The 19,896-nt window shown below is 64.4% G+C and carries 22 protein-coding genes and 1 pseudogene; 17 read left to right on the forward strand and 6 right to left on the reverse strand.

Annotated features, from left to right (window positions below):
* Positions 1-12: 12 nt before the first annotated feature.
* The 3 genes from Q0094_RS04295 to metG all read left to right on the forward strand — a co-directional run bounded on the left by Q0094_RS04295 (position 13) and on the right by metG (position 3,841).
* Positions 13-1,227 (forward strand): MFS transporter, encoded by a 1,215-nt coding sequence (locus Q0094_RS04295; protein WP_297615649.1) that lies wholly within the window; start codon positions 13-15, stop codon positions 1,225-1,227.
* Positions 1,228-1,310: 83 nt separating this feature from the next.
* On the forward strand, positions 1,311-2,057 hold the full coding sequence (locus tag Q0094_RS04300) for an SDR family NAD(P)-dependent oxidoreductase (RefSeq protein ID WP_297615608.1): 747 nt from the start codon (positions 1,311-1,313) through the stop codon (positions 2,055-2,057).
* A gap of 74 nt (positions 2,058-2,131) precedes the next feature.
* On the forward strand, positions 2,132-3,841 hold the full coding sequence (gene metG / locus Q0094_RS04305) for a methionine--tRNA ligase (RefSeq protein WP_297615610.1): 1,710 nt from the start codon (positions 2,132-2,134) through the stop codon (positions 3,839-3,841).
* 318 nt (positions 3,842-4,159) lie between these two features.
* Here the strand turns inward: metG and Q0094_RS04310 are convergent, their stop codons facing one another.
* Positions 4,160-5,026, reverse strand: a complete 867-nt coding sequence (locus tag Q0094_RS04310) for a helix-turn-helix transcriptional regulator (RefSeq protein ID WP_297615612.1) — start codon at positions 5,024-5,026, stop codon at positions 4,160-4,162.
* Positions 5,027-5,145: 119 nt separating this feature from the next.
* On the opposite strand from Q0094_RS04310, the gene Q0094_RS04315 reads away from it, so the two are divergent.
* Genes Q0094_RS04315 through Q0094_RS04325 form a run of 3 tightly spaced genes read left to right on the forward strand, consistent with a single transcriptional unit; the run spans position 5,146 to position 7,296 of the window.
* Positions 5,146-6,042, forward strand: a complete 897-nt coding sequence (locus tag Q0094_RS04315) for a fatty acid desaturase (protein WP_297615614.1) — start codon at positions 5,146-5,148, stop codon at positions 6,040-6,042.
* A 37-nt stretch (positions 6,043-6,079) separates the two neighbouring features.
* On the forward strand, positions 6,080-6,994 hold the full coding sequence (locus Q0094_RS04320) for an EamA family transporter (RefSeq protein ID WP_297615616.1): 915 nt from the start codon (positions 6,080-6,082) through the stop codon (positions 6,992-6,994).
* Entirely contained in the window at positions 6,991-7,296 is a 306-nt protein-coding gene (locus Q0094_RS04325; protein ID WP_297615651.1) for an AEC family transporter, read from the forward strand. Before Q0094_RS04320 ends, Q0094_RS04325 begins: the two co-directional genes overlap by 4 nt.
* 37 nt (positions 7,297-7,333) lie before the next feature.
* On the opposite strand, the gene Q0094_RS04330 is transcribed toward Q0094_RS04325, so the two are convergent.
* Both Q0094_RS04330 and Q0094_RS04335 read right to left on the reverse strand, forming a co-directional pair.
* Complete coding sequence (locus Q0094_RS04330) at positions 7,334-8,029, reverse strand: NUDIX hydrolase (protein ID WP_297615618.1); 696 nt, start codon at positions 8,027-8,029, stop codon at positions 7,334-7,336.
* The gene (locus tag Q0094_RS04335) at positions 8,002-8,403 is read right to left on the reverse strand and encodes a DUF983 domain-containing protein (RefSeq protein WP_297615620.1); all 402 of its coding nucleotides are present in this window, start codon (positions 8,401-8,403) and stop codon (positions 8,002-8,004) included. The genes Q0094_RS04330 and Q0094_RS04335 overlap by 28 nt, the downstream gene beginning before the upstream one ends.
* A 140-nt stretch (positions 8,404-8,543) precedes the next feature.
* Here Q0094_RS04335 and Q0094_RS04340 point away from each other — a divergent pair, with 140 nt between their 5' ends.
* The 4 genes from Q0094_RS04340 to Q0094_RS04355 all read left to right on the forward strand — a co-directional run bounded on the left by Q0094_RS04340 (position 8,544) and on the right by Q0094_RS04355 (position 10,552).
* The gene (locus Q0094_RS04340) at positions 8,544-9,035 is read left to right on the forward strand and encodes an EF-hand domain-containing protein (protein WP_297615623.1); all 492 of its coding nucleotides are present in this window, start codon (positions 8,544-8,546) and stop codon (positions 9,033-9,035) included.
* 72 nt (positions 9,036-9,107) lie between these two features.
* Positions 9,108-9,701 (forward strand): RNA polymerase sigma factor, encoded by a 594-nt coding sequence (locus tag Q0094_RS04345; protein WP_297615625.1) that lies wholly within the window; start codon positions 9,108-9,110, stop codon positions 9,699-9,701.
* The gene (locus tag Q0094_RS04350) at positions 9,685-10,059 is read left to right on the forward strand and encodes a hypothetical protein (protein WP_297615627.1); all 375 of its coding nucleotides are present in this window, start codon (positions 9,685-9,687) and stop codon (positions 10,057-10,059) included. The genes Q0094_RS04345 and Q0094_RS04350 overlap by 17 nt, the downstream gene beginning before the upstream one ends.
* Positions 10,052-10,552: a periplasmic heavy metal sensor gene (locus tag Q0094_RS04355; protein WP_297615629.1), complete on the forward strand. Its 501-nt coding sequence runs from the start codon at positions 10,052-10,054 to the stop codon at positions 10,550-10,552. Before Q0094_RS04350 ends, Q0094_RS04355 begins: the two co-directional genes overlap by 8 nt.
* Positions 10,553-10,568: 16 nt before the next feature.
* On the opposite strand, the gene Q0094_RS04360 is transcribed toward Q0094_RS04355, so the two are convergent.
* Entirely contained in the window at positions 10,569-11,951 is a 1,383-nt protein-coding gene (locus Q0094_RS04360; protein ID WP_297615631.1) for a diguanylate cyclase, read from the reverse strand.
* A 127-nt stretch (positions 11,952-12,078) separates the two neighbouring features.
* On the opposite strand from Q0094_RS04360, the gene Q0094_RS04365 reads away from it, so the two are divergent.
* Positions 12,079-12,357, forward strand: coding sequence for a DUF3572 domain-containing protein (locus Q0094_RS04365; RefSeq protein ID WP_297615633.1), 279 nt, complete (start codon positions 12,079-12,081; stop codon positions 12,355-12,357).
* Positions 12,358-12,374: 17 nt separating this feature from the next.
* Here the strand turns inward: Q0094_RS04365 and Q0094_RS04370 are convergent, their stop codons facing one another.
* A complete protein-coding gene (locus Q0094_RS04370; protein WP_297615635.1) occupies positions 12,375-12,818 on the reverse strand; it encodes a MarR family transcriptional regulator in 444 nt (147 codons plus the stop codon).
* Between the two features lie 101 nt (positions 12,819-12,919).
* Between Q0094_RS04370 and Q0094_RS04375 the strand changes: the two genes are divergently transcribed.
* The 6 genes from Q0094_RS04375 to Q0094_RS04400 all read left to right on the forward strand — a co-directional run bounded on the left by Q0094_RS04375 (position 12,920) and on the right by Q0094_RS04400 (position 19,429).
* The gene (locus Q0094_RS04375) at positions 12,920-13,612 is read left to right on the forward strand and encodes an HAD family hydrolase (protein WP_297615637.1); all 693 of its coding nucleotides are present in this window, start codon (positions 12,920-12,922) and stop codon (positions 13,610-13,612) included.
* 142 nt (positions 13,613-13,754) lie between these two features.
* Complete coding sequence (locus Q0094_RS04380) at positions 13,755-15,314, forward strand: trimethylamine methyltransferase family protein (RefSeq protein WP_297615639.1); 1,560 nt, start codon at positions 13,755-13,757, stop codon at positions 15,312-15,314.
* A 131-nt stretch (positions 15,315-15,445) separates the two neighbouring features.
* Entirely contained in the window at positions 15,446-16,036 is a 591-nt protein-coding gene (locus tag Q0094_RS04385; RefSeq protein ID WP_297615641.1) for a heme NO-binding domain-containing protein, read from the forward strand.
* On the forward strand, positions 16,033-17,151 hold the full coding sequence (locus Q0094_RS04390; protein WP_297615643.1) for a diguanylate cyclase: 1,119 nt from the start codon (positions 16,033-16,035) through the stop codon (positions 17,149-17,151). Before Q0094_RS04385 ends, Q0094_RS04390 begins: the two co-directional genes overlap by 4 nt.
* Positions 17,152-17,230: 79 nt before the next feature.
* Positions 17,231-18,544 carry an AarF/ABC1/UbiB kinase family protein gene (locus tag Q0094_RS04395; RefSeq protein ID WP_297615645.1) on the forward strand — a complete coding sequence of 438 codons (1,314 nt, stop codon included), beginning with the start codon at positions 17,231-17,233 and terminating at the stop codon, positions 18,542-18,544.
* A 54-nt stretch (positions 18,545-18,598) separates the two neighbouring features.
* Positions 18,599-19,429, forward strand: a complete 831-nt coding sequence (locus Q0094_RS04400) for a 3-keto-5-aminohexanoate cleavage protein (protein WP_297615647.1) — start codon at positions 18,599-18,601, stop codon at positions 19,427-19,429.
* 61 nt (positions 19,430-19,490) lie between these two features.
* Here the strand turns inward: Q0094_RS04400 and Q0094_RS04405 are convergent.
* Positions 19,491-19,739: pseudogene (locus tag Q0094_RS04405) on the reverse strand (transposase); the annotation flags it as partial.
* Between the last annotated feature and the right edge of the window lie 157 nt (positions 19,740-19,896).

The following is a 19,896-nucleotide window of genomic DNA, read 5'->3' on the forward strand; positions in this document are numbered from 1 at the left end:
CCCCGTGATCCCATGCGCCTGATCATTTCATTTGCCGCGCTGTTCTTGTCGGTCATGCTGTTGCAGCTTTCGACCGGGGGGGTGGGGCCGCTCGATGTGCTGTCGGGCACCCTGCTGGGTTTTACCAACGGGCAGATCGGGCTTTTGGGATCGGCGCATTTCGCGGGCTTTTTCATCGGGTGCTGGTGGGCGCCGCGCCTGATGGGCGAGGTGGGCCATTCTCGCGCCTTTGCAGCCTTTACCGCCATGGGCGCCATCGGGCTTTTGGCGCATATGATGGTTGTCGATCCCTATGCCTGGGCCTTGATGCGGGCGGCATCGGGGTTTTGCGTGGCGGGCTGCTACACGGTGATCGAGGCCTGGTTGCAGGCCAAGACCGACAACGCCAATCGCGGGCGCACCATGGGCACCTACCGGATGGTGGACACGGGCGGATCGCTGATCGCGCAGCTGATGATCGGCGTGTTGGAACCGGCCGCCTATGTTTCCTATAACCTGCTGGCGCTTTTGTGTTGTGCCGCGCTTTTGCCGCTGACGTTGACACGGTTGCCGCAGCCCGAGACCGGCCTGGCGCCGCGGCTGCGCCTTGGGCTGGCCTGGGGTCTGTCGCCCCTGGCGGTGGTGGGCGTGGTTGTATCGGGGGTGTCGGGGGCCAGTTTTCGCATGGTGGGCCCGCTTTACGGCACCCAAGTGGGCCTGAGCGCCGATCAGATCGGCCTGTTTCTGGCGGCCTATGTGCTGGGCGGGGCATTCGCACAATGGCCTGCGGGCTGGCTGGCCGACCGCTACGACCGCCGCCATGTGCTGGTCTGGTTCTCGGTCGCATCGATCCTGTCTTGTGGCATCACCGTTGCGCTGTCGGGGTTCGGGGTCTGGGGGGTATTCCTTGCGGCCTTGGTGTTTGGCGCCGCCACATTTCCGATCTATTCGATTGCGGCCGCCCATGCCCATGATTGGGCCGAAGATGCGCAGCGGGTGGAGCTTTCGGCCGCCCTGATGTTCGCCTATGCCTTGGGGGCCATTGCCGCGCCGGTCGCGACATCGGGGCTGATCAGCTATTTCGGCCCCTCGGCGCTGTTCGTTTTTGTCGCGCTGGCCCATGTGGGCTTGTTGATCTTTGGCTTGATCCGGATGCGCCACAGGCCGCCGGCCGATCAGCGTGGCCCGTATGTGTGGATACCGCGCACCTCCTTTCTGGTCGGGCGCATCTTTCGGCGCCCGCGCTGATCGGTCTTGATCCAGAACAAGGCGCCAAGCCGCGGGGCTGCTAGGCTGATCTGGTCCGTGCCATCACAGATCGGGGAGCACTCATGGATCTGCGCTTTGACGACAAAACCGCGATTGTGACAGGGGCTGCATCAGGCATCGGGCTGGCCATTGCGCATGCGCTCGCGGCCAGTGGCGCGCGTGTCGTGCTGGCTGATCTCGATCTCGACAAGACACAGGCCGCCGCGCGCGCCATCGGATATGGCGCCCGCGCCTTTGTGACCGATGTGACAAAACCCGATCAGGTCGCGGCGCTTGTGGCCTTTGCCCAGGCCGAAACCGGGGGCCTGCATCTGATGGTCAACAATGCCGGTATCGGCGGCCCGCTGGCGCCCTTGGGTGCCTATGCGCTGGAAGATTGGCACAAGGTGATCGATGTGAACCTGCATGGCGTGTTCTACGGCCTGCGCTACGCCATTCCCGCGATCAAATCTGCCGGGGGTGGGGCGATCGTCAATATCTCCTCGATCCTGGGCAGCGTGGGTTTTGCGGGTGCAGGGGCCTATGTGGCGGCAAAACATGCGCTGGTGGGTCTGACCAAGACCGCCGCACTCGATCATGCCGGCGATGGTATCCGTGTCAATGCCGTGGGGCCGGGCTTTATCCATACGCCTCTGGTGGATCAGGGGCTTGATCAGGATGCGCAAAAAGCACTTTCCGGGCAGCATGCGCTGGGCCGGATGGGCCAACCCGAAGAGGTCGCTTCGCTGGTCTGCTACCTGTTGTCGGATCACGCGTCGTTCATCACCGGCTCTTGCCATCTGGTCGATGGGGGCTACACGGCACAATAGCGGCTGCCCTCTGGCCTCTGGCCTCTGGCATCGTGCGGCGCTAAACGGGGTGAAAGCGCATCCCGGAGGCCATGATGGCACGCATTCTGATCACCTCGGCGATCCCCTATATCAACGGGATCAAGCATCTGGGCAATCTGGTGGGCAGCCAGTTGCCCGCCGATCTTTACGCCCGCTACATGCGCGCGCGCGGCGCCGAGGTGCTGTTTTTGTGCGCCACCGATGAACATGGCACGCCCGCCGAGCTTGCCGCCGCCAAGGCGGGCAAGCCCGTCGATCAGTATTGCGCGGAAATGTGGGCGGTTCAGGCGGAACTGGCGCAAGGGTTCCGGCTGTCCTTTGATCATTTCGGTCGGTCCTCCAGCCCGCAGAACCACCGCCTGACCCAGCATTTCGCGGGCCGTCTGGCCGATGCCGGCCTGATCCGCGAGGTCAGCGAGAAACAGGTCTATTCCAACGCCGACGGCCGTTTCCTGCCAGACCGCTACATCGAGGGGACCTGTCCAAATTGCGGCTATGACAAGGCGCGTGGCGATCAATGCGAAAACTGCACCAAGCAGCTTGACCCGACCGACCTGATCAACCCCCGCTCGGCGATCTCGGGTTCCACCGATCTGGAGGTGCGCGAGACCAAGCATCTGTACCTGCGCCAATCAGCGATGCGTGATGACCTGTCGGCATGGATCGACTCGAAGTCCGATTGGCCGGTCTTGACCACCTCGATTGCCAAGAAATGGCTCAATGACGGCGACGGGTTGCAAGATCGCGGCATCACGCGCGATCTGGATTGGGGCATTCCCGTCAAGAAGGGCGATCAGGATTGGCCGGGGATGGAGGGCAAGGTGTTCTACGTCTGGTTCGACGCCCCCATCGAATACATCGCCTGTGCGGCCGAATGGGTCGATGCGGGCAAGGGGGCGGATTGGGAACGCTGGTGGCGCACCGACAAGGGGGCCGAGGATGTCCGCTATGTCCAGTTCATGGGCAAGGACAACGTGCCGTTTCACACCCTGTCTTTCCCCGCGACGATTCTGGGGTCCGGTGAGCCGTGGAAGCTGGTCGATTACATCAAATCCTTCAACTATCTGAACTATGACGGCGGGCAGTTCAGCACCTCCCAAGGGCGCGGCGTGTTCATGGATCAGGCCTTGTCGATCCTGCCTGCCGATTACTGGCGCTGGTGGCTGCTCAGCCACGCGCCCGAAACCTCGGACAGCGAATTCACATGGGAGGCGTTCCAGCAGGATGTGAACAAGGATCTGGCCGATGTCCTGGGCAATTTCGTCAGCCGCATCACCAAATTCTGCCGCGCCAAATTCGGTGAGGTCGTGCCAGACGGCGGCGACTACGGCCCGCAAGAGATCGCGCTTGTCGCCGATCTTCAGGCGCGGCTGACACGCTATCAGGCGCATATGGAGGCCATCGAGATCCGCAAGGCGGCCGCCGAATTGCGCGCGATCTGGGTGGTGGGCAATGAATATCTGCAATCGGCCGGACCTTGGACCATTTACAAGGATGATCCCGACCGTGCCGCCGCCATCACGCGGCTCGCGCTGAACCTGATCCCCTTTTATGCGGGGCTTTCGGCGCCCTTCATCCCCGATGCGGCCGCCAGCATGGCCGGCGCGATGGGGGTGGATGTCGCATGGCCCGAGAGCGCCGAAACGGCGCTGTCGGCCTTGCCCCCCGGCCATGCCTTCCGCGTGCCCGAGGTGATGTTCGCCAAGATCGATGACGACACGCGCGCCGAATGGGCCCGCCGCTTTGCCGGCGTCAGATCCTGATCGAAAGGGCAAAAAGGGGGGCCAGCCCCCCGTCGCGTGCCGCGACTCCCCCCGGAGTATTTTCGAAGCAAAGAGGGCCCTTAACGTTTCGTTAACCGGTCGCGCGGCAAGATGGTGCCGCGGTACAGGCTGGAGAGCCGATGACCGCAAGCGAAGATGGCGCGTCCTCTGCCCCGAAGCCGCAAGGATAGGGGTGGAGGACAAGCTGCACATCTTTGCTTTCCAAATACTCTCGCCGAAGGCGTCCCCCGGTCGCCATCGGCCAAGGACCTCGGGTCTTTTGCACGGCGGACCGGCCGGGCCAGGCGGGCGCGGCGTTCACTCTGCCACGACCCGGCGCAGATCCCGCAGGTGCGCGGCCACCGCATTGTCCGATACGCTCGCCTCGCGCACCAGCCAGTCGAAATGTTGGCTGAGCGTGCGCACCCGGTCACGGTCGCGAAAGGCGATGAAGTGCTGGCCCAGATAGATCACCGCCATCTTGGGCCCGAAGACTGTCACGGGCGCCGACCACACCAGGCGCGCATCGAACAGGAAAATCCGCAAGCTGGGGTAGAACTGATCATAGACCTCGCACAGCCAATCGAGTTGCGCGCGACGGATATCGGCATCAAGGCCGGCATAATAGCCTTCGGCGCGCGCGAAGCTTTCCAATTCATGCAGCGCGATGGCAATCTCGTAATCGCTTTCGCTCAGCCGCATCCAATCCAGCCGCTCGGCCGCCGCATCGATGGCGGCATCCGGTCTGCGGTGGGTGAGGGGCGCATATTCCCAGCGCAGCATCGCGTTGGTCTTGAGCATGTCGGGCAGCGTCGCGGGGACGTGGCGGATCTTGTAGCCTTCGGCTTCGCGGTGCCAGGCAAAGATCTGATCGTCAAGGCCGGTCGCCCGCCCGGTTTCCGAGATCGACAGCGAACTGTCGAGCAGCGCGCCCGCCTGTTCAGGGCGGTTGGTCAGCCCCAATAGCCAATCGGCAGAGACATCGAGCGCCTGCGCGCAGGCGGCCACGACATGGCCCCCGGGCATGCGCGTGTCGCCCGGCGCCAGCATCTGGGTGATGCTTGAACGATCCACCCCCACAGCGCGCGCCAGTACCGCCCGGCTTTTGCCCGTGGCCATCAGGGCGATGGCCAACCGGTCGCGAAAGGTCGCGGCAACACGGCGCTTGTCGATGAAACTCTCCATTGTTTTGTATTCTCAACATTGTTGCATTTTTGGAGAGAAAACCCTGACTGCGCGCCCGGCGCAAGATCCCATAGACATGGGCCGCCGGATTGATCCGGTGCAACGGATCGAGGGGGCCCATGCGGGTCGAATGGCCGACGCTGGCATTGATCGCGGCAAGCTACGGGCTGTTGATGATCTGTTTGTTCTGGGTGCCCATGGCCAGCTTGGGTCTGGCGGTGGCGATCTTGATCCCGGTGATCGCGCTGCAATCCTCGCTTCAGCACGAGGTCTTGCATGGGGATCCTTTTGCCCGTCGCTGGCTGGGCGAGATGCTGGTCTTTCCGGCCTTCAATCTGTTTGTGCCTTATCTGCGGTTTCGCGACACGCATCTGGCCCATCATCAAGATGCCAATCTGACCGATCCCTATGATGATCCGGAAACGAATTATCTTGATCCGGTGGTCTGGTCGCGGCTGACGGGGTGGCGGCAAGCGCTTCTGAACGCCAACAACACGCTTTCGGGCCGCATGATCCTGGGCCCGATCATCGGTCAGATCGCGTTCATGGCCGCTGATTGGCGCGCGATCCGTGCGGGCGATCGGGCGGTGTTGTGGGGCTGGCTTTGGCACATCCCGGTCACGGCCGCGCTTGTGGGTTTGGTCATCGCATCGCCAATGCCGTTCTGGGCCTATCTGTTGGCCTGTTATGGCGGGCTTGCGGTGCTCAAGATCCGCACCTTTCTGGAACATCAAGCCCATGCGCGCGCTTCCGGGCGCACCGCCGTGATCGAGGATCGCGGCCTGCTGGCCTTTCTTTTTCTCAACAACAATCTGCATGTCGTTCATCACATGCATCCGCGCCTGCCATGGTATCGGCTGCCCGCGCTTTACCGGGCCAATCGCGACCGCTACCTGACGCGCAATGGCGGCTATGCCTATGCCAGCTACGCCGAGGTTGCCCGCCGCCATCTGTGGCGTGCCAAGGAACCCGTGCCCCATCCGCTCTATCGCGCGCCGGCCGAGCGTCGGAATTGAATTGCAGGCCCCGCGCAGAGCGCGCATCTGAGGGGGCATGCCGGTCTGGATCCTTGCAACATTTTTTGCCGCCTTCATGCAGAACCTGCGGTTTCTGCTGCAACGGCATTTGCGGGTCACGACCTTGTCGACCATGGGGGCGACATGGGCGCGCTTTGCCTTTGCCACGCCCTTTGTCGCGCTGTTTCTCGGGCTGTGGCTTGCACTGACGGGGCAAGCCATGCCTGCGCCCATGGCCGTGTTCTGGGCCTATGCGGTGGGCGGGGCCATGGCACAGATGCTGGCCACGGCCTGTGTTGTGGCGCTGTTTGGGCGGCGCAATTTCGCCGTGGGTGTAACGCTGTCGAAGACCGAGGTGATCTTGACGGCGCTGATCGGTCTGATCGTGCTGGGCGAGGCGGTGTCGATGCCTGTGCTGATGGCCATCATGCTGGGCTTTGTCGCCGTGATCTTGCTGTCCGATCCGCCTGAAAGCCCGATCGCCTTGCCCTGGCACGCGCGTCTTTTCAACGCTGCATCGGGCTATGGGCTGATGTCGGGGCTGTTGTTCGGCGTCTCGGCGGTGTGTTATCGGGGCGCGACGCTGAGCTTGACGGGCGGCGATGAGGTGCTGCGTGCCGCAACAGCCCTCATGACCGCGACTAGCGTGCAGACCGTTGCGCTGGGGCTTTGGCTGGTCTGGCGCGACCGGTCCGAAATCGGGCGGGTCTTTGCCTCATGGCGGGTTTCGGGGCTGGTGGGGTTGACATCGACGCTGAGCAGCTTGGGGTGGTTCACCGCCTTTGCCTTGCAGACGGCGGCCTATGTCAAGGCATTGGGTCAGATCGAGCTGGTCTTTACCTTTCTGTTTTCGGCGCTCTGGCTGCGCGAACGCTCCAGCCGAAAGGAAATCGCCGGTTTTTCCCTGCTGATCATCTCGCTGGTCCTGATCTTGTCGGGGTCTTGGCTGTGATCACGATCGCACTGTCCATCGCGGCTGATCTTTGGCCCGTGGCGCTGGCCGCTGTGGGCAAGCTTGTGCTGTTTCCGCTGGTCATTCTTGGGTGTGCGATGGCCCTTGGGTTGCCACCGCTGACCGCACGGGTCGCGCTGATCCATGGCGCGCTGCCCACCGGGGTGGCCGCCTATACGCTGGCCCGTCAGCTTGGGGGCGATGCACCCTTGATGGCCGCGATGATCACGGTGCAGACGCTTTTGGCCTTTGCGATGATGCCACTCTGGCTGTCCTTGGGCGCAAGGATTTTCGGGCTTTAATGCGCCCTGCAGATCGGCCCGCCAAGGGCGGCACGCCTCAAAGCCGCGAAAACCGGCTGACCTCGGTGCGGTTGTCGTAGAACGGCACGCCGGGCGGCCTGCGGCCTGTGATCAGGGCGGAAAGCTCGGCCAGCACGACCTCGGTGATGAAGGGCATGTCATAGCTGCGCACCTCATCGAGCGGCACCCAGTGGAGATGCCCCAATTCATCCTCGGCGCGGCTGAAATCATCGGGATCGTTGCGCAGCGCTTTGGCGTCGACCAGAAAAAAGCGCGCATCGAACCGGCGCGGGCGACCGGGCGGTGTGATCGCGCGGAACACAAAACGCGCATCCGTTCCATCGGGCAGATGCCCGGTGCCCAAATAGCCCCGCCATCCCTGTGGCGCGGTCATGGTTGTGGCCGTCGGGTGGGGCGCGCCGATCAACAGGCCCGTTTCTTCCCACAACTCGCGCGTGGCCGCCGCGATCAGCGTGGCGGCGGGCAGGGCGCTGTCATTGACCAGCGCCGCCGCGCAGTCGGGCCGTGGCGGGGCCGCCAGCGGGATGGTGGCATCGACCCCATCCACCGCGCCGCCGGGAAAGACGAACTTGGACGGCATGAATGCCGCATCCGTGCCGCGCTGGCCCATCAAGACGCGCGGCCGCGTGGCGGCATCGCGCAAGACGATGACCGTTGCGGCATCGCGAAGGGCGCTTTTGTCGGTCAAAACCCATGCATCCTTTTGGCCCATTGTATCCCGACGATCAGCCCCTTGAAGCGCGGCAACAGATAAAGCGCCATCGCAACCACCCCCAGCGAGAACACCACCGCCATCACCCAAGGGTCCGGTCGCAACAGATCATAGGTGAGCAATTGCAGCGTGCCCATCACCTTGGCCGTCAGCAGGATCGACAGATAGGCAGGACCGTCATCGGCGCGTGCATGGCTCAGATCCTCGCCACAGGCGGGACAGGCGGGCGCCAGCCTCAGATAGCCCTGAAACAGCCGGCCCTTGCCGCAGTTGGGGCAGCAACGGCGCAATCCACGCAAAATCGCGGGCAGGGCGGGCCGTTCGGGCGGGCCGGGCCGGAATTCGGGGCGAAGGGTGGGGTCGTCAAAGCTCATGCACCGCTAGATGCGGCGCCCGGGCTGCGCCGTCCAGTGCGCTGTCGTCGCGGCTTGCGAAAATTTTCGCGACGGAAATCGCGGCCGCGCGCGTGAAACACGCATTGAGACACCCACAAACAGGAGACCCGCAGATGTCCATGATCAAATTCCCCACCCTCGCCCTGCTCGTTCCGCTGGCCTTGGCCGCCCCCGCTTGGGCTGATCCGGGGCTGGGCGGCCGCATGGGATTGTTGCAGATGGATCGCGACGGCGATGGTGCGATCACCCGCGACGAGATGCAGGCGGGCCCCGCAGGCATGTTTGCCGCCGCCGATACCGATGGTGACGGGCGGATATCGCGCGCCGAATTGCTTGCCGCCGCCGCGCAGCGCGCCGAAGCCGGGATCGACCGGATGCTTGCGCAAGCCGACAGCGACGGGGATGGTGCGCTCAGCAAGGCCGAGATCGACGCGATGCAAGACACCCGCCGCACCGCCCGGATGAACCGGCTGTTCGATCGCCTTGACGCCGACGCGGATGGCCGCCTGAGCGCCGAAGAGCTTGAGGCCGCGCAAGACAGCATGCGGGAGGGCCGGGGTCATGGTGATGGTCGTGGTGACCGCCGGGGTCATGGCTTTTGGCGCGGCTGAGATGCGGGGGTGCGCGCGGCGCGATTGCGCGCCGTGCATTCCCATTGGAACACCGGGGCGGTATCTTGACCCATGATCGGCGATCCGCCCGCATATGCTGCGCTGTCCGATGGGGCGCTGATGGTCCTTTTTGCCAATGGCGATCCGGGCGCGTCCCGGGTTTTGGCGGCCCGGCTCTTGCCGCGTGCGCTACGCCACGCCGCCCGTGTGCTGGGTGACCGGGCCGAGGCCGAGGATGTGGCGCAAGAGGCGATGCTGAGGCTCTGGCGTGCGGCGGCGGGATGGCAGCAAGATGGGGCGGCACAGCCTGCGACATGGCTTTATCGGGTGGTGGCCAATCTGTGCACGGATCGGTTGCGCAGATCGGGCCGGACCGCGTCGCTTGAAGATGCGGATCTGGCTCGGGATGGCCAGCCCGGGGTCGAGGACAGGCTGATCGAAAAGGGGCGGATGGCGGCGCTTGATGCGGCACTGGCGCATTTGCCGGACCGCCAGCGACAGGCGGTGGTGTTGCGCCATATCGAAGGCCTGTCCAACCCCGAGATCGCCGCGATATTGGATCTGGGCGTGGAGGCTGTCGAAAGCCTGACCGCCCGTGGCAAGCGCGCGCTGGCGCAGGCATTGGCCAACAGCAAGGAGGCCCTGGGCTATGACGATGGACCATGATGATGACAGGCTGGCGCCCTATCTGGCCGCCGCGCGCGGGGGCGGGGCGGTGTCGGATGCGCTGATGGCGCGGGTTTTGGCGGATGCCGCCCGGGTGCAGGCAACACAGCCAAGCCTGACGCCCGCACGCCCCGACACGGCGCGCGGTGCATCTTTGCTTGCGGTTGTGCAGGCGGCCCTTGGCGGCTGGCGCGGCCTGACGGGTGTGACGCTGGCGGGGGTGACAGGGCTTGCCCTTGGGTTCTTGGCGCCCGATGTCGTCGATGGCCTGACGGGTGGCCAGATCGGGGTCTGGTCCGGCACCAGCGGCGCATTGCCCGAGATCGGCCTGTTGTGGGAGGAGGGGGGCGATGTCTGACCCGATCACTGTTTCGACGGAACCCAAGCGCGGCGCGCGCGCGCTCAAGATCGCGCTGGCCCTGTCGCTGGCGGTCAATCTGGCGATTGCCGGCCTTGTCGCGGGGGCGATGATCGCGGGCGGCCCACAGGGGCGCGGCACCGATGGGCATCTCAGATCGCTGGGATTGGGCGCCTTTGCCATGGCCTTGTCGCGCGAGGATCGGGCGGGATTTGCCGCGCGCATCGACCGCGCGGCGCTGCGGGCCGAACGACGGGCCTTGGGCGAAGCTCTGGTCGCGCTGCGTCAGGTCCTGGGGACCGAACCCTTTGACCGGGCCGCGGCCGAGGCGGCGCTGCGCCGGACGCGCGGGGCGGCCGAGGCGCTGCAAGGGATCGGTCACAACGCCATTCTCGATCAGATCGACCAGATGGATGCCGCCCAGCGTGCCGCCTTGGCCCTGCGGCTTGATCGGGCCTTGCGGCGCATGGGGGGGCGCGGCCCGGACGGTTGAGCGCGCGGCCGCGGTGTCAGGCGGCGCTGCGGGGTGCGACCGTGACCTGATCGCGGCCATGCGACTTGGCACCATACAAGGCCACATCGGCGCGGTCGATCAGGCTTTGCGCCGTTTCGCCGCTGCCCGGGGCCGACAGCGCCAAACCGATGCTGATTGTCACCCTCAGGGGCGGGGTTTCACCGCCGACAGACAGCTTTTGGTCCGATATCGCCACCCGCAGCCGTTCGGCACACTCAAGCGCCACGGCGCGGTCGCTTTCGGCCAGTGCCACCATGAATTCCTCGCCACCGATGCGCGCGATCAGGTCGGTGCTGCGCAATTCCGCCCGCAGCCGCCGCGCCACAAGGTTCAGCACCTTGTCGCCAACCGGATGACCATGGGTATCGTTGATTCGTTTGAAATGATCGATATCGAGCAGCATCACCGCCACCCCGCGACCGGCCTGCGCGATCATGCGGTCCAGTTGGAACATGGCATAGCGGCGGTTGTGCAGCCCCGTCAGGCTGTCGGTCACCGCCATTTCCAGCCCGGCCTCGACCGAGGCGCGCAGCCGGTCGGCCTGACGCTTGCGCACCATCTGCGCGCGGATCCGCAGCGCCAGCTCTTGCGCATCGAAGCTGTCATACAAGATGTCATGCGCCCCCAGATCCAGCGCGATCGCCGCGCGTTCGCTGTCACCCTCGGGCAAGATCATGATGCTGGCGGCATTGCGTGTGCCCGGGCGCGAGCGCAGGTCGGACAACAGGCGCAACCCTTCGTTGCGCTGTGACAGATCGGCGGCGATCACGAAGATATCGGGCGCATCGGTGTCATCGGCGCCAAAACCCGTCAGCGCGGCATCGCGCGGCAAGATCGACACCTCGCCCCCCAGCCGGTCATCCAGTGCCGTTTTCCACAGCACCGCACCCTTGGGCCCCGGCGCAATCAGCGCGATCCGCCCCGGCTTTTCCGGCGCGCCATAGCCAGAGGTGGCTTCGGCAAAGCCAAGCGCGGGCTCGCCCCGGCGGCGCAATTCGCGTGCCGTGTCGCGCGCGCGCAAGAGCGAGCGCACCCGCGCCAAAAGCGTCACCTCATCCACCGGCTTGGTCAGGAAATCATCCGCGCCCGCCTCAAGCCCGGCCATCTTGCTTTCGCGGTCGGCCAGCGCCGTGATCAAGATCACGGGAATATCGGCGGTATCGGCATCGGATTTGAGCTGTCGACAAACATCCAGACCCGACATGTCCGGCATCAAGACATCGAGCAAGATAAGATCAGGAAGCAGCTGGCGCGCGGCGAACAGCGCCGCTGCCCCACAGTCAGCTTGGTCAACGTCATAGCAGGCAGATGCCAGCTTGACCTTCATAACGATGCGGTTCGTGGCCACATCGTCTACGACCAGAATTCGCCCTGTCATGCGCGCCTCTCACCGAATACTCGAATTACACGTACATATCATCTGGGCAGCGGAACCAGATACACTGTAACCTGCTTGTGATCGTGAATGGTTAACAAACTCTTTAGCCCGGGAACGGAACTTGTGGATGAAGCAAGAAATCGCTGAAACGCGGGCCGTGGTCATCTTGGCCTGGTTGGCCGGGCAGGAGGATCTGTTTCCGGTCTTTCTGGGGGCGACCGGCGCGACCGAGGCTGATCTGCGGGAACGGGCGGGTGATCCGGAATTTCTGGCCTCGGTGGTGGATTTCTTGCTGCTTGACGATCAGTGGGTCATTGGCTGTGCGACCGATCAGGGATGGCGCCCCGAAGAGGTCATGGTGATCCGTGCCGCTTTGCCGGGGGGCGATCTGCCTGCCTGGACGTGATCGTCCGGCCAGTGGGCTCAGGGGTGTTCGTCACGCGTCAACCTGGCCAGCAGATCCAGCAACGTGGCCAGCTCATCCAAGGTCAGCTTGTTGTGAAAATGCTGGGCCGTGTCGCGGCACATGGGCAGGGCTGCACGATACTTGGTCAGACCCTGTTCGGTCAGGCGAACCTCGGTGGTGCGGCGATCATCGCGCCCCATCTCGCGCTCGATCAAGCCTGCGGTTTCCAGTTGCCGCAGCGCGCGCGACGTCGCCGTGCGGTCAATGCCGATGAAATCCGCAATCTCGGAGGGGTTCTTTTTCAATTCATCGACGACCGCAACCAGAACACACCATTCCACCCGCGTCAGACCGAACCGGCGCAAAACCGTTTCCACCCGCCGCTCCACCAGCCGTGCGGAGCGGGTAATGTGGTGGGCCGCACTGTCGTGCAGGCCGAACTTTTGTTCTGTGCCGTCCATTCTGATCATGGTCTATAAAAGGCAGCAGTCAGTCTGTCACGCGGTTTTGCAATTGCATGACAGAAGCAAGTGGGGATCGTGGATTGGCACAGGGGCATCGCATGATTGCAGGATTGTTGTTCGACAAGGACGGAACGCTGTTTGATTTCCAGCGCAGCTGGGGGGAATGGGCGCATGGTCTGGTTTCGGATTTGGCCCAAGGTGATGCCGCCCGCTTTGCGAATGTGGCCGCAGCCCTTGGATATGATCCTGAAAACAGGGTCTTTTTGCCTGACAGCCTGTCCATTGCGGGCACTGCGCGCGACCAGGCTCGGGCGATTGCCCCCTTTATGCCCGATCGCGACACGGCCGCGTTGGAAATCCGGCTTGCGCAGGCCGCACGCAGCGCACGCATGGTGCCGGCCGTGCCGCTCAGACCCTTGATGACCCAGTTCATGGCGGGCGGAATAGCCTTGGGTGTTGCCACCAACGATGCCGAAACGGCGGCACGGAAACAGCTGGAAGTCGCGCAGATCATTGATGTTTTTCAGTATATCGCCGGATATGATTCGGGTCATGGCGCCAAGCCCCATCCGGGCATGTGCACGGGCTTTGCCCGCGCCTTGGATCTGGACCCGCGCGCCTGCGTCATGGTGGGTGACAGCCGCCATGATCTGGAGGCCGGCCGCGCCGCCGGGATGCGGGTGGTGGCCGTTCTGACCGGCGTGGCCCGCGCCGCGGATCTGGCCCCCCATGCCGATGTGGTGCTGCCCGATATCGGCGCCTTGCCCGCCTGGATCGCAGCGCAGACCTGATCATCGGGGCGGGGTCGGGCCGCATCGCGAAAATGCGACGGCGCATGTCGGAGACGGGCGATCCAGCCCCTTGCCGATGCGGTTGTCTGGGCCGCGAACCCGCAGACGACCGCGCCGGATGGCGCGAGGAAGGCCCGATCCGATGACCGATGACACCGCCACCCGCCGCCGCCGTTCGGGCGGCCGCGCGGCCAATGCCGCCCGCAGCACGGCCCATGCGATCGACCAGATGCCATGGCGGGTGCCGGTCAATCTTGACCGCCCGACCGAACCCATGCCGCCCGAAGGCGTGCAGGCCATCCATGATGGCGCGATGCGGGTTCTGGCCGATATCGGGGTCGAGTTTCTGAATGAAACGGCGCTGGCCCACCTCAAGGCCGCGGGCTGCAAGATCGACGGGCAGAATGTGCGCTTTGATCGCCATTTCGTCGAGGAAATGGTGGCCAAGGCGCCGCCGTCTTTCACCTTGACCCCGCGCAACCCTGAAAAGCGCATCACCATCGGCGATGGGCATATCGTGTTCGGCAATGTCTCGTCGCCGCCCAATGCCTGGGATCTGGAGCGTGGCAAGCGCCCCGGCGATCTGGCCACCTATCGCGAATTCATCAAGCTGACGCAGTATTTCAACTGTATCCATTTCGCAGGCGGCTACCCTGTGGAACCGGTCGATGTGCATGCGGGGGTGCGCCATCTCGATTGCCTGTTCGACAAGCTGACGCTGACCGACAAGGTGGTGCATGCCTATTCGCTGGGCCCCGAACGGGTCGAGGATGTGATGGAAATGGTGCGCATCGCGGGCGGGCTCAGCCATGCCGAATTCGATGCCACGCCCCGCATGTACACCAACATCAATTCGGTCAGCCCGCTCAAGCACGACTGGCCGATGCTTGATGGCGCGATGCGCCACGCCAAACGCGGCCAGCCGGTCATCGTGACCCCCTTCACCCTGGCGGGGGCCATGGCGCCGGTGACGCTGTCGGGCGCGGTGATGCTGTCGATCGTCGAGGCGCTGGCGGCGATTGCGCTGTTGCAATGGATCGCGCCGGGCTGTCCGGTGGCGATCGGCACATTCACATCCAATGTGGACATGAAATCGGGCGCGCCTGCCTTTGGCACGCCGGAATACATTCGCGCGACCCAGATGACCGGCCAGATGGCGCGCTTTTATCGCCTGCCGCTGCGGTCCTCGGGGGTGTGCGCGGCCAATGTGCCCGATGGCCAATCGATGTGGGAGACGATGAATTCGCTTTGGGCTGCGGTGCAATCGGGGACCAACATGGTCTATCACGCCGCGGGCTGGCTGGAGGGCGGGCTGATCGCATCGCCTGAGAAATTCGTGATGGATTGCGAGGTTTTGCAACAATTCCAACGCTATATGGAACCCCAGATTCTGGGCACCACCGAGGCCGATCTGGCCATCGAGGCCATCGCCGAAGTGGGGCCGGGCGGGCATTATTTCGGCTGCCAGCACACCCAGGACCGCTATCAGGACGCGTTCTACAGCCCCTTCTTGTCGGATTGGCGCAACTACGAGGCGTGGCAGGCCGCGGGCGGGCTTTGGAGTGCAGCGCGCGCCCATGAGGTGTACAAGCGCATCCTGGCCGAATTCGAAGCCCCGCCGATGGATGTGGCGATCCACGACGAGTTGGCCGATTTCGTTGCCCGCCGCAAATCCGAGGGCGGCGCGCCGACCGATTTCTAGGCCAGTCGCATCGATATCCGCGCAATTGTCATGGTGTTGCACGGTCTGTGCAAGCTTGCGTTTACCTTTGGCACCTATCGCTTGGCTCACGCGCGCAGGGTGCGCCGCGAGACAAGGAATGGGCCGCGAAAATGCATGGCATGGTCAACCGCGCCCTGCAGGGCTTTTTGACAGCCACCTATGGGCAACACGTCTGGACGCAGGTGCGCCGTCAGGCGGGGCTGCCTTTTGATGATTTCGAAGCGATGCTGGAATATCCCGACGCGATGATGCCAGCCTGCGTGCAGTCTGCGGCGGCTGTGCTGCACAAACAGCCCAACGCGGTGCTGGAGGATCTGGGCACATGGCTGGTGACCGACCCCGATCTTGAGCCGCTGCGCCGCTTGATGCGGTTTTCCGGCACCAGCTTCATCGATTTCCTGCACGCACTGGAAGATCTGGGCGATCGCGGGCGCCTGGTGTTGCCACAGCTCGATCTGCCGCAAATCACGCTGGAACGGGCCGAGGGGGCGCGGTTTCGTGTCTGTGCGCGCTGGGTTGTGCCGGGGATTGGCCCGATCTTGATGGGATGTCTGCGCGCCATGGCCGATGATTATGGCGCGCTGGCGCTTCTCAGCCTTGGGGGGATCGCGCAGGATGGCACGGAATGCGTCGATATTCAGCTGCTCGACGCCGCCTTTTCCGAAGGCCGCAGCTTTGATCTTGCACGAGCGGGCGCATGATCGGCCTTCCGCCCAGCTTGGGTCGCGTCATTGGCCTGTCGGGCGGGGCGCTGGATCAGCTGATGCCGATGCATCTGTGGATCGATGCCGATGGCGTCATCGTTCAGGCGGGGCCGACGCTGGCCAAGATGGCGGGGCGGCGGGATCTGGCCGGTCAGCCCCTGTTCGAGACGATCGAACTGCGCCGCCCCGCGCGCATCGCCACAATGGGGGCCTTGGCCAAGCTTGTTGGCCAGCGGCTTGGTCTGGCGCTTGTGGCGGCCCCGAACCTGCCGCTGCGCGGTGCTTTGGCGGTGCTGCCGGGTGGGGCGGGCATGATCCTTGATATTTCGCTCGGGCTGTCCTTTGCCAGGGCGGTGGCGGGTTTTGGGCTGACGCTGAATGATTTCTCGCCCTGCGATCAGACGGTTGAGCTGTTGTATCTGCATGAGGCGAATGCCTCGACCATGGCGTTGTCACGCCATCTGACCCAACGTCTGGAAGCCGCCCGCGCCATGGCCGAGGCAGAGGCGCTGACCGATCCCTTGACCGGGCTGGCCAATCGCCGTGCCATGGATGCCGAGATTGCGCGCGCGCTTGCCGACCCCGGCGATGCCTTTGGCTTGATCCAGATCGATCTCGATCTGTTCAAGCAGATCAACGACAGCCTTGGCCATGCCGCGGGCGATGCCGTGCTGGCGCGCGTCGGTCATGTGCTGCGCCACCAGTTGCGGCTGGGCGACATGGCTGCGCGGGTGGGCGGCGATGAGTTTACCGCGCTGATCCGCGATTGTACCGACCCCGCCGAGTTGTCGCGCATCGCCGCGCGCCTGATCGAAGCCATCGAGGCACCGGTGATCCACCATGGTCAGGTCTGCCGGATTTCTGCCTCGATCGGGATCGCCTTGGTCAACAGCTACCCCGACCGTCCAACCCCCGAACAGCTGACGGCCGATGCCGATGCGGCGCTTTATGCCGCCAAACGGGCCGGGCGCGGGCGCTATGCGCTGCATTCCGAGCGGCCCGTGGCCCGCGGCACCGATGCGCCATCCCCGCGCCCGCGCCGCCGCGCCGATGACGCGCCACCGCAGGGATTTCGCCGTCGCCAGACCGATCAGCTGCCGCGCCCGGATTGAGACGGCAGCAGACCGCGCTAGATGCACCCCATCTGCCCGTTCCAAGGCCAACACCATGACACCGACCGATGCTTTTCGAATGCGCCCGGTGCCCGCGGGCCGGTTTGCGCGCGCGCGCCGCATGGGCGGGCTGGCGACCGGGCTTGCGGGCGGTGTGGCGCTGTCGGGGGCGCAGGCGCTGCTGGGCGGTCGCCGGCCACGCCTGCAGGAATTGGTGCTGACGCCCGGCAACATCACCCGTTTGGCCGACCGGCTGTCGGAAATGCGCGGGGCGGCGATGAAGCTGGGCCAGCTTTTGTCGATGGAGGCGGGCGATTTCCTGTCGCCCGAGCTTGAGGCGATTCTGGCCCGTCTCAGGGCCTCGGCGCATGTCATGCCGCCTGTGCAGCTCAAACAGGTGCTGCAAGACAGCTACGGCACCGATTTCCGGCATCTGTTCCGCAGCTTTGACACAAGGCCGCTGGCCGCCGCCTCGATCGGACAGGTCCACCGCGCCCTGTCGCCCGAGGGGCAGCCCTTGGCCATCAAGCTGCAATATCCCGGCGTCCGTGATGCGATCGACAGCGATCTTGACAATGCCGCCGCCCTGATCCGCTGGTCCGGTCTGTGGCCGCGCGAACTGGATCTGGCACCCCTGATGGATGAGGCGCGCCGCCAACTGCATGAAGAGGCCGATTATGCCCGCGAAGGCGCGGCCCTGGCGCGGTTCGGCGGGCTTTTGGCGGGGGATGGGCGCTTTGTCGTGCCCGCACTTGACCCCCTTCGCACGCGGGCCGCCGCGCTGGCCATGGGGTTCGAGCCGTCCGAGCCGATCGAAACGCTGGCCGATGCCGCGCCGGACCTGCGCGATGGGGCGGTGCATGCGCTGATCGAATTGTGCCTGCGCGAATTGTTCGAGTTTCGCCTGATGCAGACCGATCCCAATTTCGCCAATTACCGCTGGCGTCCGGCCACCGGGCAGATCGTGTTGCTGGATTTCGGCGCCACGCGTGAGATTTCAAAAACGATATCAGACGGGTATCTTGCGCTGTTGCGCGCCGGTCTTGACGGCGACCGCGACGCGATCGTGTCTGGCCTTGAGCGGATCGGCTTTATCAAGCCGGACCTTTCGGCGCATCATCGCGACAGTATCCTTGCCATGTCCGAGCTGGGTTTTGCCGTTTTGCGCGGGCCTGAGCCGTTTGATTTTCGGGGCAATGATCTGGCCGATCGGTTGCGCGAACGCGGTCTTGCGATCGGCGGCGAACGGGAATTGTGGCATCTGCCGCCGCCCGAGACGCTGTTCTTGCAGCGCAAGATCGGCGGGCTTTATCTTTTGGCCACCCGGTTGGGGGCGCGGGTCGATGTGTCGGCACTGGTCCGTCGGTTTGTGGATCTGGCCGTGTCGTCTTGACCTTGGCGCGCGATCACGCGACAGGTTTCGCGTTCGGTCGAGGGAGGCAAGACCATGACGAAACCCTGTATCATCTGTGTCGCCATCACGGGCTCTGTCCCGCGCAAGCAAGACAATCCCGCGGTGCCCATCACGATCAGCGAACAGGTGGAAAGCACCCATGCCGCCTTTGAGGCGGGCGCCTCGATCGTGCATGCCCATGTGCGGATGGAAGATCAGACGCCGACCTCAGACCCCGAACGCTTTGCCCGCCTGAAAGAAGCGCTGGAAAAGCATTGCCCGGGCATGATCCTTCAGTTTTCGACCGGGGGGCGGTCGGGGGCCGGCCGTGAACGGGGCGGCATGCTGTCCTTGTCGCCCGACATGGCCTCGCTGACCGTAGGCAGCAACAATTTCCCCACCCGCGTCTATGAAAACGCGCCCGATCTGGTGGATTGGCTGGCATCGGAAATGCTAAAGTACAACGTGAAGCCAGAGATCGAAGCATTTGATCTTAGTCATATTTTTCAGGCCGCCAAAATGCAGGGCGACGGTCGCCTCAAGGGGCCGCTTTACGTGCAGTTCGTGATGGGTGTGAAAAATGCCATGCCCGTGGACCGCCCGAGTTTTGATTTCTTCATCGACACGCTGGGCCGTCTGGCGCCTGACGCACAATGGTGCGCGGCGGGCATCGGGCGTCATCAGATCGTGGTCAACGAATGGTGCGTGGCCGCAGGCGGCCATTGCCGGACGGGGCTTGAGGATAACGTCCGCATCGATCGCGATACGCTCGCCCCCTCCAACGCCGCGCTGGTGCGCCGCGTGGTCGATCTGTGCGATCGTTACGAGCGCCCGGTGGCGACGGTGGCGCAGGCGCGGGCGATATTGGGGTTGGCCGCAGCCTGAGGCGCAAGACAAAACCCATGACACCCATGCCAAGGAAATGCCGACCATAGAGTTCTCAAGTCAGGTCGTTCAGCGCCGCATTGTCAAGCACCGCATCGGTCAGCACCCGTCCAAGGCGGTCGTTCAGGTCCCCGAGCCCCTTAAGGCGCTTGGCCTCGCTGGCATCCATGCCGCCATACTTTGCTTGCCACTTGCAAGTGTCGGTATCGCTGACGCCCTGCTTGCGGCACAGATCGGCGATGGAAACCCCCGCCGCATGCGCCTTTTGAATGTCAGTGATCTGGTCGTCGCAGAACCTGCTGCGCTTGATCTCTGGTCCTTTCAGGGGGTCAGGGGCTATCGCAATCTGGATCAGCTACGGGGCGCAAGTTAGATGTTTCAGATGGATTTTCCCGATCAACATTTGTGCGGGCCAGACGGCCGCCGCCTTGGGCAGACGCCCAGAGGCTCGGTGAACAGCGGGTCAA

Source organism: uncultured Roseicyclus sp. (genome assembly GCF_937892565.1).
Lineage (GTDB): Bacteria > Pseudomonadota > Alphaproteobacteria > Rhodobacterales > Rhodobacteraceae > Roseicyclus.